This window comes from Trichocoleus sp. FACHB-6 (genome assembly GCF_014695815.1).
Taxonomy (GTDB): Bacteria; Cyanobacteriota; Cyanobacteriia; order Cyanobacteriales; family FACHB-T130; genus Funiculus; species Funiculus sociatus.
Map to the genome: position 1 here is coordinate 62,043 of NZ_JACJOY010000010.1, position 17,258 is coordinate 79,300.

The 17,258-nt window shown below is 44.7% G+C and carries 13 protein-coding genes and 1 riboswitch; of the genes, 8 read left to right on the forward strand and 5 right to left on the reverse strand.

What is annotated here, in order from left to right; translation table 11 throughout:
• Window positions 1-105: 105 nt before the first annotated feature.
• Window positions 106-2,829, reverse strand: a complete 2,724-nt coding sequence (locus tag H6F66_RS29145; RefSeq protein ID WP_190417409.1) for an ATP-binding protein — start codon at window positions 2,827-2,829, stop codon at window positions 106-108.
• Window positions 2,830-3,384: 555 nt separating this feature from the next.
• Here H6F66_RS29145 and dxs point away from each other — a divergent pair.
• Complete coding sequence (gene dxs / locus H6F66_RS01125) at window positions 3,385-5,292, forward strand: 1-deoxy-D-xylulose-5-phosphate synthase (RefSeq protein WP_190417410.1); 1,908 nt, start codon at window positions 3,385-3,387, stop codon at window positions 5,290-5,292.
• 127 nt (window positions 5,293-5,419) lie between these two features.
• Window positions 5,420-6,478, forward strand: coding sequence for an S-methyl-5-thioribose-1-phosphate isomerase (gene mtnA / locus H6F66_RS01130; RefSeq protein ID WP_190417411.1), 1,059 nt, complete (start codon window positions 5,420-5,422; stop codon window positions 6,476-6,478).
• Window positions 6,479-6,731: 253 nt separating this feature from the next.
• Here mtnA and H6F66_RS01135 read toward each other — a convergent pair whose 3' ends face one another.
• Window positions 6,732-7,742: a 1-acyl-sn-glycerol-3-phosphate acyltransferase gene (locus H6F66_RS01135; RefSeq protein WP_190417412.1), complete on the reverse strand. Its 1,011-nt coding sequence runs from the start codon at window positions 7,740-7,742 to the stop codon at window positions 6,732-6,734.
• Between the two features lie 800 nt (window positions 7,743-8,542).
• On the opposite strand from H6F66_RS01135, the gene H6F66_RS01140 reads away from it, so the two are divergent.
• From H6F66_RS01140 to H6F66_RS01150, 3 genes are read left to right on the forward strand one after another with little or no spacing between them, the layout of a single operon-like run.
• On the forward strand, window positions 8,543-10,492 hold the full coding sequence (locus H6F66_RS01140; RefSeq protein WP_190417413.1) for a patatin-like phospholipase family protein: 1,950 nt from the start codon (window positions 8,543-8,545) through the stop codon (window positions 10,490-10,492).
• Window positions 10,482-10,628: a hypothetical protein gene (locus tag H6F66_RS01145; RefSeq protein WP_190417415.1), complete on the forward strand. Its 147-nt coding sequence runs from the start codon at window positions 10,482-10,484 to the stop codon at window positions 10,626-10,628. The genes H6F66_RS01140 and H6F66_RS01145 overlap by 11 nt, the downstream gene beginning before the upstream one ends.
• 39 nt (window positions 10,629-10,667) lie before the next feature.
• A complete protein-coding gene (locus H6F66_RS01150) occupies window positions 10,668-12,437 on the forward strand; it encodes an ABC transporter ATP-binding protein (protein WP_190417417.1) in 1,770 nt (589 codons plus the stop codon).
• A 79-nt stretch (window positions 12,438-12,516) separates the two neighbouring features.
• Here the strand turns inward: H6F66_RS01150 and H6F66_RS01155 are convergent, their stop codons facing one another.
• Window positions 12,517-12,891, reverse strand: a complete 375-nt coding sequence (locus H6F66_RS01155; RefSeq protein ID WP_190417419.1) for a cytochrome c — start codon at window positions 12,889-12,891, stop codon at window positions 12,517-12,519.
• A gap of 288 nt (window positions 12,892-13,179) precedes the next feature.
• On the opposite strand from H6F66_RS01155, the gene petG reads away from it, so the two are divergent.
• Window positions 13,180-13,293, forward strand: coding sequence for a cytochrome b6-f complex subunit V (gene petG, locus H6F66_RS01160; RefSeq protein ID WP_190417421.1), 114 nt, complete (start codon window positions 13,180-13,182; stop codon window positions 13,291-13,293).
• A 36-nt stretch (window positions 13,294-13,329) separates the two neighbouring features.
• Here the strand turns inward: petG and rsmD are convergent, their stop codons facing one another.
• Together rsmD and hisH are read right to left on the reverse strand one after the other, a co-directional pair.
• Window positions 13,330-13,884 (reverse strand): 16S rRNA (guanine(966)-N(2))-methyltransferase RsmD, encoded by a 555-nt coding sequence (gene rsmD, locus H6F66_RS01165; RefSeq protein ID WP_190417423.1) that lies wholly within the window; start codon window positions 13,882-13,884, stop codon window positions 13,330-13,332.
• Window positions 13,885-14,069: 185 nt separating this feature from the next.
• Window positions 14,070-14,705: an imidazole glycerol phosphate synthase subunit HisH gene (gene hisH / locus H6F66_RS01170; protein ID WP_190417425.1), complete on the reverse strand. Its 636-nt coding sequence runs from the start codon at window positions 14,703-14,705 to the stop codon at window positions 14,070-14,072.
• 196 nt (window positions 14,706-14,901) lie between these two features.
• Between hisH and H6F66_RS01175 the strand changes: the two genes are divergently transcribed.
• A complete protein-coding gene (locus H6F66_RS01175; RefSeq protein WP_190417427.1) occupies window positions 14,902-15,414 on the forward strand; it encodes a peptidase C15 in 513 nt (170 codons plus the stop codon).
• 41 nt (window positions 15,415-15,455) lie between these two features.
• On the forward strand, window positions 15,456-16,886 hold the full coding sequence (locus H6F66_RS01180; RefSeq protein WP_190417429.1) for a DUF3370 domain-containing protein: 1,431 nt from the start codon (window positions 15,456-15,458) through the stop codon (window positions 16,884-16,886).
• Between the two features lie 210 nt (window positions 16,887-17,096).
• Window positions 17,097-17,212, forward strand: a riboswitch (guanidine-I (ykkC/yxkD leader).
• The last annotated feature ends 46 nt before the right edge of the window (window positions 17,213-17,258 follow it).

Sequence of the window (17,258 nt, forward strand, 5' to 3'; positions counted from 1 at the left end):
TTTTGTATATAAAATTTACACTAGGCTGCCAGTAGAACAATCACTCTGTCTTGATTTGTTAGTATGCGCCCTTAAACGTGCGCGATCGCTGCATGATTGCCTTTTTCATAATGGCAGCGTAACGATAAACGTGCTACCTACTCCGACTTCACTGTGAAAAGTAATTTTCCCCCCATGTAAGTCTATACACTGTTTGACAATTGACAATCCTAATCCTGTACCAGAGATATTCCTGACATTGCTACCCCGATGGAAGGAATGGAATAATTGTGCTTTGTCGGCTTCCGGAATGCCAATGCCTTCATCTTTTATCTGGAAAATTGCTTCTGTTTGTCCCCAGATTAAGTCAAAATAAACCTTGCCGCCTTGGGGTGAATACTTCATGGCATTCGAGAGCAAATTGTTCAGAATGTACCGCAACAGTTTTTCATCTAGACAGGTGGTAGTGCAGTCGCTTTGACTGAGAAAAGCGTTAGCGAAGAGTGTCTGAAAGACAATCGCGTACTTATGAACAGCAGTGAGTTCCATTTCTTCCACCAACTCCCGACAAAATTGTTCTAGATCCATTGGTGCTGGGTTAAACTCTAGTTTCCCGGCTTCTGCTTGGCCGATCAGCAGCACGCCATCCAATAACTGAGTCATCTGATTGGTGGCTACTTCAATTCGATTAATATACATGCGTTTTTTCTCCTCAGTTGCAACTTGGCTGAACCTTTCGAGCAATTTGGCAGACATGAGGATGGTGGTTAGAGGGGTACGGAACTCATGGGATGCTGTGGTGATAAAGCGAGATTTCAGGTCGCCGAGTTGTCTTTCTTTTAAGAGTGCATAACGAATTTCTTGTTCAGCGGTTTTGCGCTGAGTGATATCTTTGGCAATACCCACGATGCGGTAAATTTCTCCAGCTTGGTTGCGAATCGGAAAACCACGATCCCAGATCCAGCGGATTGATCCATCAGAACGCACCAGCCGATACTCGATGTTGTATTCTGTGTGAGAGTGTGTTGCCGAAGATGCGATCGCACTTTCCCTGTCTTCCGGATGAATTTTGTCTAACCAAGATTTAGGGTTCGCATACAAACTCTCGCAGCTACGTTCCCATATCTCCTCGTAAGCGGGACTAACATAGATGATTTCGCTCACATCGGGGTTGCTCATCCAAAATACTTCTTGGATATTTTCCGCCATCTGACGGAACCGTTCCTCGCTTTCCCGCAAAGCTTCTTCCGTGCGTTTATGTTCTGCGATTGCGATCGCTAATTGTTGGTTCGTGTGCAACAACTCTCCTGTGCGCTCAATGACTCGTTTTTCGAGGGTTTCGTTGGCGATACAGATTTCGCGAAATTTCTCCTTGAGCGCGATCGCCATCAACTTGAAATTTCGCGAAAGCAAGTCTATCTCTATCACTGAACTAAAAGACCAATTAATTTTTTCTTGTTCTAATAATTTATCCGGTAAATTGCTAGTAACATAAGCTAAATTAAGGAGCGGACTGACTAATCGCCGGCTGATTTTAACTGCCAATAGCAGTGTTAAACCGGAAATTAGTATCATGATAGCAAGGTCTTTAATATAAAAATTTTGCAGATAACTGACATGTGGTGCGGCGGGTAACTCCACAACTAAAGTCCAGGGTATCTTGCCGCTAATTATAGTTCCCTGCACGTAGAAAGATTTATACCAGCGCGTCAAAAGAGGCATATTACCCTTAACTGGTAGCCACTGATAAATAGTATCAGTTTTTAACTGGATCTCCCCCCTTTTGCTGAACTCAAAAACTTGCATTGGCAACCGATCTGACTTAGTGCTGGCAACGATATTCCCTTGCTTATCAAGCAGCGTAATTTGAATATCTTTATGAGCAGCATGCAATTGAAGTAGTTGGCTGATGTGGCTCAAATTTAGAGAACCATAAGTGAAGCCTTCAGCTACATCGCCTATCACCGCTGGTACGCTCAACTCAAGATGGGGAATCAGCAAAATCGGATTGATATGTACATTAATCTTTGAGGGTTGCAAAGTAGCCTTCGTTTTTTGCAAAAGTGATTGATTAAGGACACCTACACCTATCTTTGAATTTTGAGATTGATTAGCTGTTGGGTAAGAGGCAATGATAGTTTTAGAGCTATTAACCACATACAAATTATCGAAAGCCGGAAACATCCGCTTCATAAGTATTGTGCTTTGCTGTAGCATATCTGATGGTTCCATATCAGACTCAACAGCAATCTTTCCTAGTTCACTAAGCCCATTCAGATATTGGTCTTGCCAATGTTGAATATCAGAAGCTATGTGTGCCGAAGTGGATTGGAGTTCGACTTGAATATTATTATCAATATCGCTGTAGACGCGCTGTCCGTCCAAGACCATGAGCATCAGCGCTGGGAAAAATACAAATGCAACTAACAAGTTAAATAAAGTTTGTTGGAGAGATATTTTATTGTTGACAGTTGGACGACCTACCCATTTATGAATTGGTAAATAAGCGATTATCAAACTGGCAACTAAGGCGTTAAAAACACCATTAACATAACTTTTAAGCACAATTAACAGTGTTTGAGTGGCATTTACGTGCATGATACCGAAATTAGTCAGCCACAAATAGGGCATACCAATCAGCAGCCAATAAATACCATCCAGCAGCACTATATTGTATTGCTTGCGGTGCCACAGCCAACCCACAAACATAGCTTCAAGAATCAAACTAATTGCAGCGTAGGGATTATGCCAGAGTAAAATTGTGTAACTGCTAGAAATAATGGCTGCCAGCGTTCCCCATATGGTGCCAAAAAAGCGCACCGCGAGCAAAACGGCAATGCTACCGAACACACAATCTACCCCAAAAAAGAGCGGAAGGCTGAAATAATTGCCTGCATATGCTGCTGCAATCAAAATAAAAAAAGCAATTATTGCTCTTTGGTTGTGGTGAGATAGGAACATAAGTAATTAAAGTTTGCGAAGCTTTATGGAAGTTTAAATATATTTTTAAAACTGCCGACGTACTTTTGTTAGGTTAGGCTATGGCAGGGGCTTGCAACATTAGTAAATACACTGAGGATGAAATAAAATAGCGCTACGCACCTACGCTGATAGCGATCGCTTCGCCTCGGACTCCGTCCTACGCTTCCTCAAAAAGCCCTTAAGAGTCAACCCAGAAGGCACCTGTTGTCTTGGAACACCTGCATTACATGAAGGTGGATGAAGCACCGACCCGCCTGGGTAGACTATTTCGTTTTATACTTGCAGCATTTGATTTGCCCAAACTCGCTACAGGCTAGGATTTCACAATCAAAAATCCAAAATCAAAAATGGTAATACCCCTAAATCCATTACAGTAAAAAAGATAAGTAAAAACCGATCCTTAAGCTTATAGGGAAACTTGGAATGCACCTGAGTGAAATAACCCATCCTAACCAGTTGCACGGTCTATCAATTCGTCAACTCCAGCAAATTGCGCGTCAAATCCGGGAAAAGCATCTCCAAACCGTAGCCACCAGCGGTGGACATTTGGGGCCAGGATTGGGTGTCGTGGAACTTACATTAGGGCTGTATCAAACTCTCGACTTAGACCGAGATAAAGTAGTCTGGGATGTCGGACACCAAGCCTATCCGCACAAAATAATTACCGGGCGGTACGACAACTTCCACACCCTGCGGCAAAAAGACGGTATTGCCGGTTATCTCAAGCGATGTGAAAGTAAATTCGATCACTTCGGTGCAGGTCACGCTTCGACCAGTATCTCAGCTGCCTTGGGCATGGCTGTAGCGCGAGACCTCAAAGGCGATAACTTCAAAGTCGTTGCCGTGATTGGCGACGGCGCACTTACTGGCGGTATGGCATTAGAAGCCATTAACCATGCCGGACATTTGCCGAAAACTAACTTGCTGGTAGTGCTGAATGATAACGAGATGTCAATTTCGCCCAATGTGGGCGCAATTCCCCGCTATCTCAACAAAATGCGCCTCAGCCCACCGATGCAATTCCTCACAGACAACTTAGAGGAACAATTCAAACATATTCCCTTTGTCGGCGAATCCCTCTCCCCAGAACTAGAAAGGGTGAAAGAAGGAATGAAGCGGCTGGCAGTTCCCAAAGTAGGGGCAGTGTTTGAAGAACTTGGCTTTACCTACATGGGGCCAGTGGATGGTCATAACTTGGAGGAACTGATTGCCACCTTCAAGCAGGCACACAAAATGCCAGGGCCAGTGCTGGTTCATGTGGCAACCGTAAAAGGTAAAGGGTACGAAATAGCCGAGAAAGACCAAGTAGGCTACCACGCCCAAAGCCCTTTTAACCTTGCCACTGGCAAAGCTATCCCCTCCAGCAAACCAAAGCCTCCCGCCTACTCGAAAGTTTTTACCCACACGCTGGTGAAACTTGCCGAGAACAACCCGAAAATTGTTGGCATTACAGCGGCAATGGCAACAGGAACAGGTTTAGACAAACTCGCCAGCAAACTGCCCCAGCAATACATCGATGTTGGCATTGCGGAACAACACGCCGTCACCTTAGCGGCAGGAATGGCTTGTGAAGGGATGCGCCCTGTTGCTGCGATTTACTCAACCTTCCTGCAACGCGGCTACGACCAGATTGTTCACGATGTCTGCATTCAAAACCTGCCTGTCTTCTTCTGCCTCGACCGGGCGGGAATTGTCGGCGCTGATGGCCCCACTCACCAGGGGATGTATGACATCGCCTATTTGCGCTGCCTGCCCAACATAGTGTTGATGGCACCCAAAGATGAGGCAGAGTTGCAGCAAATGGTGGTGACGGGAGTAAATTATACCGATGGCCCGATTGCGATGCGCTATCCTCGCGGCAACGGCTACGGCGTTCCCTTGATGGAAGAAGGTTGGGAAGCTTTGCCCATCGGTAAGGGAGAAATTTTGCGGCAAGGGGATGATGTGCTGATGGTAGGCTATGGTTCAATGGTTTACCCAACCATGCAGGTAGCTCAAATTTTGAGCGAACATGGGATAGAAGCCACTGTGATCAATGCCCGTTTTGCTAAGCCTCTTGATACTGAGTTAATTTTGCCCCTTGCCAAGCAAATTGGTCGGGTTGTGACGCTGGAAGAAGGCTGCTTGATGGGCGGCTTTGGGAGCGCGATCGCGGAATCTCTCCTAGATAATAATGTCGTAGTGCCTGTGATGCGAATTGGCGTACCCGATGTGTTAGTAGACCACGCCACCCCAGATCAGTCTATGGCAGAATTGGGATTGACACCGCCGCAAATTGCCGAAAAAGTACGAAAATCTTTTAGTCCTCAACTGTCAGCAGTTGGCGGTTAAGAAGGTTTCTTAACGCAAAGGGAAGCGCAGAGTAAGGCAAAGATTCTTGACGTAGCTTTGCGATTACCTCAGTGACCCTTTGCGTTAAAATTTTGATTTTGCATCCCACACTAGCTACCCAACTGATATGTCTATCACCAACCAAGTTTATCCGGTTATTTGGAACCAAGACCGCGTTTTATTAATCGACCAAAATCGCCTTCCCAACGAGTACACATTTGTGGAAATTACCTGCTCTGAGGATATGGGGCAGGCGATTAAAACTATGATTGTCAGAGGCGCACCTGCAATTGGTGTTGCTGCTGCTTATGGAATGTATTTGGGAGCAACGGAAATTCAAACCGAAAACCGGGATGAGTTTTTGACTAAGTTAGAGCAAATTGCTCAGATGTTGCGTCAAACTCGTCCAACTGCGGTTAATTTATTTTGGGCGATCGCGCGAATGATGAGAACCGCCTACGAGTCCATAGGAACCGTAGCAGAAATCAAAGCCATTTTACTAAAAACTGCTCAGACGATTAATTCCGAAGACTTGCAAACCTGTCAGGCAATTGGCGACAACGGTTTAAAAGTTTTACCCTCCAACCCTGATAAACTAACTATTCTTACCCATTGCAACGCCGGAGCATTGGCAACCGCAGGTTATGGCACGGCATTGGGCGTGGTGCGTTCTGCATGGCGCGAGGGGCGTTTGATGCGAGTCTTTGCCGATGAAACTCGCCCTCGTTTACAGGGTGCCAAACTCACCGCCTGGGAATGCGTCCAAGAAGGCATCCCCGTCACTGTCATTACTGATAGTATGGCGGCTCATTGTATGAAACAAGGTTTAATTCATGCTGTCGTCGTCGGTGCTGACAGAATTGCGGCTAATGGTGATGTGGCTAATAAAATTGGCACCTACAGTTTGGCATTGGTGGCTAAAGCTCACAACGTTCCTTTCTTTGTAGCAGCACCTCTTTCAACGATTGATTTTGAGTTATCTTCTGGCGAGGAAATTCCTATTGAGGAGCGCGATCCGGCTGAGATTTATAAAGTTGGGGATACCATTCTCACCCCCGCAGGCGTAGATTTTTATAATCCCGCTTTTGATGTCACTCCTGCTGAATTAATTTCGGCAATTATTACAGAACATGGTGCAGTTGCCCCCGCTGAGTTAAAACATTTTCGGGAAAAGCAATTGGTTTAAAGCTGTATGTTAGGTTTCGCTCAACCCAACCAAGGGATTAAATGGTTGGGTTTTAGTTACTTTAACCTCATATTTTGCACCAGGCGGTTGCAACCGCAGCTACACAAACGAAATCTGACGAGAGCAGGTTAAAAAACCGTTGATTTTCCGTTAGGCAATACAGGTGGGCTGCGAATGCAATAGCCCTACTAATTCCATTCTGAAGGCTTGGTGCAAGATGTGAGTTAACCCTACCTAAATTTACTTTTAACAATTACACTTCTGCTAAAAGTTTATTAATTTGACTTTGCATTTTTTCTTGTAATAGTTGTGCTTGTCGATAAGCAACTGTTCTCTCTTCTCTTACGGAAGTTTCTGGCTCTGGAGTATCTTCTATTGACCAAGTTTTATACATGGGTTGAACATAATAACGTAACTTGGTTCTCATCGCCCAAACGCCCATTGAGGGGAAGAGAATGAAGGCAAACATTAAAAAAGAAATAGGCAAGAAAGGTAGATAGAAAACTCTGGCTAACTTGTTAAGATTAACAGCCCAAGGATGTAAGGATTCATTACCAATACAAACAACTGGCAGAACTGGAATTTGATAGCGATCGCTCAATCTAATAAAACTGGGATGAAACGTTTCTAGCTGATAGCGTTTTCGCCAACCTTTCCCAGGCCCGCGCAAACCCTCCGGCGCATAAAGTAAAATTGTGTTCTGGGCAATTGCCGCTTCAAAATCATCAGCTTGGGCTTTTACACCACCTAGAACGTTTGACCATCCGGGAGGTAGCCACCAAATCACCCAAGGATGCTCAAATAAGGATATACCCGCAAGCGATCGCATGCTCCATCCCCGTGTCTGACTCAAGAGCGTACCTAATACTAGGATATCCCAAGGGAAGGACATCCCAGCATGGTTCATCGCTACAATTAATGGACCTGTCTGAGGCAAATTCTCTAGTTCTTGTAGCTCTCCTTGAAAATAGTATTTCACAATAGGAGCGAGAACTTCATCTCGAAAAGCTTGCTGATAGTTTGGGTCGAACTGCCCTTTTTCAAAGCGCGGAGAACGACAACCAAGACGTAACCAACGAATCAGCAACGCTAGATAAAATCCCCCAGGAATCAGAAATAATCCATACTCCAACCAATTCCAACCATCAGGATCTACATGATAGTGTTGCCAGTGACGGTTGAATAAAATCAGCCAGCCTGGAGGATACCACAGACAAAACCAATCGAACCAATTCCATCGATAATCTTGAGAACACTTAGCCATGCCATCCTCAATCTTGACCTTTTCGACATACAGCAGCGAGTCATGCTCTTAGCAAGTATACGTCTGTTGAGAAGATTCGCTATTCAACCAATCTCTGTTTTCTATATTTTGGCAACACTAATCTGATTCCAGATAGTAAATCAACAAAAAGTTGAAAACCTTTTACACAACAGGTAATTCTAAGAATAAACAAATTTAGACTATAGATAGGTTTAGAGTAAATGTACACTTGGCAGGAATTTTTCACTATGTCTGTAGAAGCTTGACAAGGAAAGCTGTCGCTAGCGCCAATAGGCGACGAAATCGCTGACAAAATATTTTTAAAAGCTCAATCCAGCTTACAGCTGTGCTAGAACCATGTTAGCGATAAGTTTGATGGATACGGATACCAAACCAAATTTCCAGCGACTAACACATTCGGCTTATCGGCAAATAGCCATTCCCAATGCTGTTAGATAACTACAATCTAGCGAAACTGCTTAGTGTTATCTTACATGGGTTTTCCGTCAGTGTCGGGGTAGATTATCTCTGGCTCAACCTAAGTTTGTATTTAAAATATTAGTGTTGCCGCAGTGAGGAGATATTTATTTACTGAGTTTCTTCCCTTGGGGGGATGTTTTTCTATAAAAAAGTCAATTTAATCTACCAAATATATTAAGCGATCGCTATTTTAGCCGCTCAACATTATTTTCAAATATAACGAAATAATAATTCTTCCGGAAGCCCAAGCAACCATAAAGTAGAGCGCATTTTACAACATCATTATTTTGTACCCTTAAACTTAGTACAAGGATAAAAACATGACAACAACCCCCAAACTCATCACCCTCAACTGTTCTGGTGGTATATCATTAGGCGCTTATATGGCAGGAGTTTTCTATGAGCTGACCAAAGAAGCAGTCAAGCCTGAACCTAAAGTCATCATTGATATTATCACAGGCTCCTCAGCGGGGGCAATGTCGGGCGCGATCGCTGCCTACTGTCTACTAAATGGAAACGTAGCGCCACCATCTAAATACATAAACTTGGAAAAAATTACCGATGAAGCTCATAAAAGCCCGTTATATCAAGCCTGGGTTGAACAAGCTGATATTGAACAAATAGACAGCTTTGCTGTGATGCTATCTAGTTTCAAAGATGGATATAAAGCTACTATAGAAAGTTTCGTAAATAGCTTTGAATCTACTTTGGAAAAATATCAAGTTAGCTCTAGCCCAATTAGGAGAGCTATTTTTAAATTGTTCAAAAAAAATAAATACTCAGAATCTACTCCCCAACAAAAACGCAATAGAACAAACTTGAGCGTTCTATCTGGAGAAGCAATAAAGAAAATTGCTCAACTTGTGATAGATCCGCCGCAAATAACAGATAATACAAAGCCCTTAGCATTGTTGATGACGCTGACAAACTTACAGGGGCTTCTGGAGAAAGTAACTCTTGCAGACTCGCAGGGTTTGGTTGAGCAAGAAATAGAAGCGATCGCTAGTTCTGAAACTCGTCAATTTCTTTTTCATTCTAAACTCGACCAACAAAAGATGAATAAGATGTGGGAGAAAGCCGTCATAGGTGGTAGAGCTTCTGGTGCTTTTCCTCTCGCTTTCCCTCCGATTTGGGATCATTCGGATATTACTAGCCTCAATCTGAAAAATCTCAGCGATGATTACTTTGCAACTCTTAATCCTAAAATTCTGAAAAAAGAAGGATTAGGAGCTATACCAAGAACCGAAAACAGCGATACAGACTTAATGTTTTTGTACACCGACGGCGGTATTTTAGATGGGTTACCAATTTTAAAAGGAATTGACCTTGAACATGATTTACGTTTAAGAAAGATACATAATAACGGTAACTCGCGTCAACAGTTTCGTCAGGAATTTACGGCACAACAATCCTCAAGCAATACAGAAAGGTTGCACGTTTATATTCGTCCAATTCCTGTGGAGAACTTAAAAAGTGACGAAAGACTAACACAAGGATACTTCCCGATGCTGGAAGTTGGCATAAAGGGGTTAACATTGCCAAAAGCAGAACACGACTCAATGCGGCTCAAAGAAATTCAAAAACGGAATGAGTTAGTGCAAGCAAAGCAGGAATTGCTAGAAAAGCTCCAATATCAGGGTGTTGAGAATATAACCCAGATTAAGGAAAAGCTGGAGGAAGCGATACCTTATCGACACGTTAATCTTCGCCCGATTACGCCAGCAATTATTGGCAAAATTGCTGAACTAGAAAAGCATCCAAATCTGAGCCGACTGACACCGATCTATGCGAATCTACCAAACAATATTCAAGTTTCGCTTCAGGAAGGAAGCGCAGCAGCATTATTAGCTTCAGATTTTCTAGGTGCTTTCGGGGGATTTTTCGATAAACGCTATCGCGATCATGATTTTATACTAGGTCGAATCTGCGGTATTACCTGGCTGCACGAACACTGTAATGTAGAAATTTCCGAAGCAGAAGTTGAGGAGTTGGTCAGGGATGCCCAGAAGTATCTTCTTGATAAAGATCCTCAACCCGCAGATTTGAAGTTTAGTCAAAAGATTAGAATTGCCAGGATGGGTTTACGCGCTCTGCGAATTGTGGTAACAGAGTCAAAAATTATTGGTCTGGCTTGGCTTTTCGTTTTGGGAGTTGTGAAACTTTCAGCAATTTTATTATTGGCAATTCTGGAGATTTTGGCAACTTTATTTATCGGTTTAACCGATATGGTTGAAAGAATGCACAAGATGATGTTTGGGAGTGGAAGCTGAGAAATCTGTTGTCGCCCAAAGTAAGGGCGGGGAAGATGTCAACCCTACAATAGATAAGGCTTATCTTGTGGGGTGGGCATATGGCCCGCCTTATAAGTACAACCGCTACTACTCAGAAACACCGCAAAGCTGGTAACGTCAAACAAAGGAAAAGATTGTTACAGGACGTGACGGCTTGAAAACGCGCTCTAGTTATTGGCATCTACTGCCATACATCCGCCCTCAGTGGAAAACCATTGCTCAGGCTTTTGCTTGCACATTAGGGGTTACGGTATTCTGGCCGATACAGGCGGCACTTGCAGGCAAAATCGCCAATTTCATTGGACAGGGCGATATGGCGGCGCTGGCCCAGTTAGCAGGAGTGCTGGCAGTGGTTTTTCTAGTCCAGAAAATTCTGATGTATGGACAGGATACCCTGATGGCGAAAGCCGCCCTTTTCGTGGCCTTTGACTTACGCAAACAGGTTTATACTCACCTACACCGCCTCAACTTTGGCTATTTTGAAACTACACAGACAGGCGATTTAACTTATCGTCTTACCGAAGATATCGACCGGGTTGGGGAGGTGGTGAATAAAGTTTTCCATGACTTTATTCCCTGCGTGTTGCAGCTAATAGTCGTGTTGGGCTACATGATTTATCTCAACTGGCAGCTGACGCTGGCAACTTTTTTGGTAGCACCGCTAATGGGCGTTTTAATTGGCTGGTTTGGCGAACAGATGCTGAAGTTTTCTCGCCGCAGTCAAAATCACGTATCTAATTTATCGGCTTTGCTGACAGAGGTATTTAGTGGAATTCGTCTGGTGCAAGCTTTCGCTGCCCAAGATTATGAAATTGCTCGTTTTGCCCAGGAAGCTGAAGAAAATCGGAAAGCTAAGTATGCAACCGAACGCCTGAAGGCGATTCAGAACCCTGTGGTAGGATTTCTGTACGCGATGAGCGTGTTGCTGCTGTTTTTCCTGGGCGGCTGGCAAATTTCTATCGGCAATTTGACTGGGGCAGAATTTGTTAGTTATATCGCAGCTGTAGCGTTGCTAATTGACCCCATCGCCCATCTCACAAGTAACTACAACGAGTTTAAACAAGGTCAGGCATCGGTTGACCGGATTTTTGAACTGATGGCAATTCAGCCGACGGTGCTGGAAAAGCGTGGTGCAACTGTGCTTCCGCCAGTTACTGGGAAGGTGGAATATCGGAATGTTACTTTTGCTTATCCGTCTTCAGCGGACAGGCGACTGGAGGACAAGGGGGATTTCCCAATTCCCAATTCCCCAGTTCTGAAAAACTTGAGTATTTTAGTCCAACCCGGTGAAATGATTGCCTTGGTGGGTGCATCTGGTGCGGGTAAAACTACTTTGGTGAATCTGCTACCCCGCTTTTATGACATTCAAGGCGGTGAAATTCTGATTGATGGGATCAATATTCAGGATGTGACGCTGCGGAGTTTGCGGCGACAAATTGGTATTGTGCCGCAAGAAACTATTCTATTTTCTGGCACGATCGCGCAGAATATTGCTTTTGGTCAAGCTGAGTTTGATTTGAAAGATGTTCAGGCTGCTGCCGAAATTGCTAACGCCCACCAGTTTATTAGCCAAATGACGCAAGGCTATTACACTTGGGTGGGGGAAAGAGGGGTGAACTTGTCGGGAGGGCAAAAACAGAGGATTGCGATCGCGCGTGCTGTTTTACTCAACCCCAGAATTCTGATTCTCGACGAAGCTACTTCAGCGCTGGATTCGGAATCTGAAGCTTTGGTGCAAGAAGCCTTAGAACGGATCATGCAAGATCGGACTGTATTTATCATCGCCCACCGCCTTGCCACCGTGCGCCGCGCCGATCGGATTTTAGTGGTGGAACAGGGGCAGATTTTGGAATCTGGGAGTCATCAAGAATTGTTGGAAAAGGGCGATCGCTATGCGCGATTCTATGCCCAACAGTTTAGTTAGGGATTGGGGATTAGGGATTGGGGATTGGGATTGGGAAAAAGTCCTACCTAGTCCCTAGTCCCTAGCCCCCAATCCCCAATCACAGTTGTTCCAGATAGCGCAGCAAATCTGCCATTTCTTTGGTGCTAGGCTGGAACTGCGGCATGGGTGGGGTATCGCCGCTGATGACTTGGTGAATTATTCTGACGCGAGACTTCCGCTTTGAGATGTCTTCCAGACTGGGGCCCACCCGGCCTTGCGCTTCCAATCCATGACAGCCAGCGCAGTTCATTTGAAAGATGGCGTGTCCCTGCACTATATCGCCGTTTAAGGATAAAACAGTCTTTACATAAGGGTCGGAGACGCGCCACAGGTGAAAGCTGACAACTGATAACAGGATTACCAGCACAAACGCCAAAGCTGTCAAGCTTAAGCGCTGCATCAAGGTTTCTCGTAGAGTGTGCTGGTTATCCAATGGTTTCTTAAGGCGAAGATGTACAAACAGAGTTTTTTATCAGGGGGAGAGGGTGATTAGTGTGTAATGACCGAGTATATCGATATGTGTGCTAGTGTATCGAGAAACGTTTCAATTTATATACATAGCTTAAATTTTTCTCTTAATCGAGGCAAGCGTAATTTTGCGTAGCTTTCCGCCGCAAGGGATGAGATGGTGTGAAATTCTCTGGTGCCAGCCTTACCCTTTCTTTGTCTGTACCTTGTAGGATGAGAAACAGGCAAAAAACTTTAACAAAGGAGAACTGACGTGATCGAACCTCTGCTTTCAGGAATTGTGATGGGCTTAATCCTTGTCACCCTCGCTGGGCTGTTTTTCGCTGCTTATATGCAGTACAAGCGCGGTAATGACTTAGGCTTGTAAAAAAAGTGTTGAGTGCTGAGGCGCAAAATAAAGCACTCAGCACTCAGCACTCATAACTCTGAAGAAGGTGAGGGCTGTGTTGCCATAAACCTTTTGGCGACAGATTTCCAGGGTGGGAATGGGTTCAACTGTCCAGTTGTTGGGGCTGTGTTCTACTGCCATTTCACCAGTGGGAGCTAATATTTGGTAGTGTGCGATCGCTTCCAATACTGGCTGATACAGTCCACTGGCGTAGGGCGGATCGAAGTATATCCGGTCAAACTGCTGACCAGCAAGTGTTGGCAATTGCCCTACTACATCTCCCCGCAGCAGTTGAAATTTTTGCTCGCTTTGAGCGACTTGCTGCCAGTTTTGCTCTACGATGGCGCCAGCTTTACCCCATTTTTCTATTCCGACTACGCAGTTGGCACCGCGACACAATGCCTCTGCGCCCATCGATCCGCTACCAGCGCACAAGTCCAGCCAGCGACAGCCGTTGATGCTGCCCTGCCAAATATTAAACACTGCTTCGCGCACTCGTCCTAGTGTTGGTCGGGTTTCTTGACCGGGTAAGGTTTTGAGTTGGCGATTGCCGTAAATTCTTAGGGTCATTGTCAGAAAAACCGCGTTGGCGAAGGCTGCGCGTTAGGGCTTAGGCGCTTAGGACAAGGGAGGGAAGACAAGAATCGGTTAAGGCTTGATCCCCCAACCCCCCTTTTCAAGGGGGGCTTTTCTCAGCCTTTTTTAAGGGGAGGATCTCCTAGCCAAGAAATATTGGGAGTGTACCCAAAAATCTTTTATGCTGGCACTTTCGCCTGTACTTGGGCGACGAAGTTGGATAAAATTTGTAGTCCGCTGGTGGAAGATTTTTCCGGGTGGAATTGGACAGCCATTAAGTTGTCACGAGCGATCGCAGCTGTTACAGTTTGACTACCGTGGGTGATGGTTGCTGCCCTAATTTTCGGGTCAACTGGATCGACGTAGTAGGAATGGACAAAGTACACCCAAGGCTGTTCTGGTAATTGTCGCCACAGTTCGGCATTTGGCTGGGTAATTTCCAGAGTGTTCCAGCCCATGTGGGGAATTGTTAATCCTGGTTCTGAGCTAAATCTTCGCACGACACCGGGGACAATTCCTAAACCGGGTTCTTTGCCTTCTTCACTCCCATCGAAGAGAATTTGCAGACCCAGACAGATGCCTAAGAAGGGTTTGCCGGAAGCGATCGCGTTTTTTATCGGTTCTACTAGGTGACGCGATCGCAATTGTTGCACTGCTGGGTCAAAAGATCCTACCCCAGGCAGTACCACCGCATCCGCCCGTTCAATATCTGACGGTGAATCGGTAATTTTCGCGATCGCGCCTGCTTTCTCCAACCCCTTACAGGCAGAGTGCAGATTCCCCATGTCGTAGTCTATAACTGCAATGACTGTCATGCTCGATCTTATAACTGAATTTTTTATTTTTTCCGCATCAACGTACAATTGTACGTTGATGCCATAAGAGAACGTTATCTCTGTATGTTTTTAATATTTATAATATAACAACCTCCTACTAAAGTCAATATATAAAATAACAATTTCCCAAAAAAAAGGATTTTTTTATTAATAGTTACAGTTTCCTAAATATCCAATGAGTAAAATTATCTTATTGACCTCGTTTGACACTTGGCTACCTCACCAAAAATCCAATTCTTCGGATGATTTATTGTTAGAAGTTGCCAAAAGTGAGCTTTCCCCGCTGTCTTTGAAGTTTTTAAGACAGCTACCAGTTGATGTTGCCCAAGCCAGCGATCGCGTCATTGCCAAAATCAACGAATTGCAAGCCGATGTGATTATCTGCTGCGGCATGGCAGAGGGGAGAACCCAATTAAGCGTAGAATCTTGCGCGAATTGTGGAGATAACCGATTGTTGACACCAGTCAATTTAGAGAAAATATTAGCAGGTTGTGCGGCAACTGATATCAGCCACGATGCCGGAAAATTTGTCTGCGAGGGACTATATTATTCAGTATTGGAATATTTACAAGAACGCCAACTTAATAGCCGCTGCGTTTTCGTTCACGTTCCGGTTTTGACCCCAGATAATTTATCTGGTATTATGGCAGATTTTTTAGTAGTTATTAAAAGCATGGCACTTTTATGAGACTCATAGAGTCTTAGCGTTTATCTATAATCTTGCATCCTATGCTGCCGTTATTATCGATTTTACCCCTTGCTCAAACACCGCCGCCACCACCTAAGCCAGCACCCCAAGAAATCGTGCAACCCCAGCCAGTTCTGCCTTTACCTGGACAGCTGGATAACGTGCCGATGTTTAACAGCAATAGTCCAGAATGGGTAAAACTTGAGGGGATTTTACTCTCTACCTTTCCTCCTACAGGTAAAAAGGTGCCAGGGGCTCATCTTAATTTTCCTTTTCAGGGGAGATTTGATTTATTTGCCCACCATTTTAGTCACACTCCCAAGGATTTGCAGACGCTTTATATAGGAGTGATTTTGCATAATCCAACTAAAAAAGTTGTAAGGGTGCAAGTATTGCAAGCGGCAAGTCAGCTAATGCAAAATGCGCCTTATGTCACCTTGCCAACTTATGTGGAAAATCCTAAAGGTGACGTATACTCAGGACATGGCGATCGCGCTGTGAATGATGTCCTGCGGGGGATTCGTCAGGCTGATATTCCGGCGCAGTTAGCGATTCCACCAGGGGGAAGCCGGATGTTAATGAATCATCCGATTCCGGTGCGGGATTTAGAAAAGCCGATAAATGGGCGTTCAACGTTGATGCGCTTACGCAGTAATGGCACGGTTTATGCAGCCAGTTTAGCAATGTATGCTAAGAAAAATCCTGATGGTAGCGATCGCGCACCTAATCAACTAGAATGGGAAGCTTTACTAAATACTGGCGGTTTAGCCGGGCCCCGCGATACACCGCCGAGTCCTCCACAACAAACTACAGGAAAATTTATCTATAGTCGCGTGGCGGGAGTATCCGCAGGTTCTGCATGGAAAGCGCGACTGGTGGATAAACCAAATGCCCAGCATTTAACAATTCCCGAATCAGGTAAAGCCATTTCTTATCCTATCAGCAGCTTGAAACTAGGAACTTTAGGGACGGGTCAAGTGCAAACAGCAAAAATGCTGGTACGCTATCCCGATACAGCTTACGAAGCGCATGGTAACTATGGAGTTGAATACAACCTCAGCTTACCTTTAATGAACTCTACGAATCAACCTGAAACTGTTAGCGTGACTCTGGAAACGCCATTGAAGGAAGATAAGTTGAGTAAAGGTGGGTTACGCTTCCGAAAACCGCCCCAAGATTTCCCAATTTTCCGAGGAACAGTGCGGTTGCGTTACAACGACGACCAAGGTAAGCCTCAGACTCGCTACGTGCATTTGTGGCACAGAACAGGTCAGGTTTTAGACCCATTGCTAACGTTGAGAATGGCACCGAAAACTCGGCGACAGGTACAAGTTGATTTAATTTATCCTCCTGATGCCACCGCGCCGCAGGCGTTGACTGTGAGAACTTTAGACACTAACTCGGCTAATTTAGGCGCGATCGCATTTTTAAGCGCGATACCCATGTTGTATGGAATTGGGCGTTTAATTTAGTTAGATTATAGGGGCGCGCCCGTTCCGCGTCCCTACTCAAGTTATTGTGATCAAGATAGCGATCACTTCCATTATGCAGGCAACCTTCCAGACCGGGAAACAAGATAAATTGTAGCTTTTAATACATTTATTGGGTAAATTTGTTGATAAACATATATCTAAGCTTTAAAAAGCGATCCCCGAAAACTATTGCTAATATCTGCTAGAAAAATTCATAGCTTCTAGGGTTCCGGTTTGAATCTGAGGGTTTAAACGACTGGTCCAAGAGAAGCTAATCAGCGTGATCGGATTAGCTGATGACACGGCGGGAAAAAAGCCCGGGAGAGACATCTAACAGTTACCTAACTGTTAGTGCTTTCCTGGGCTTTGATA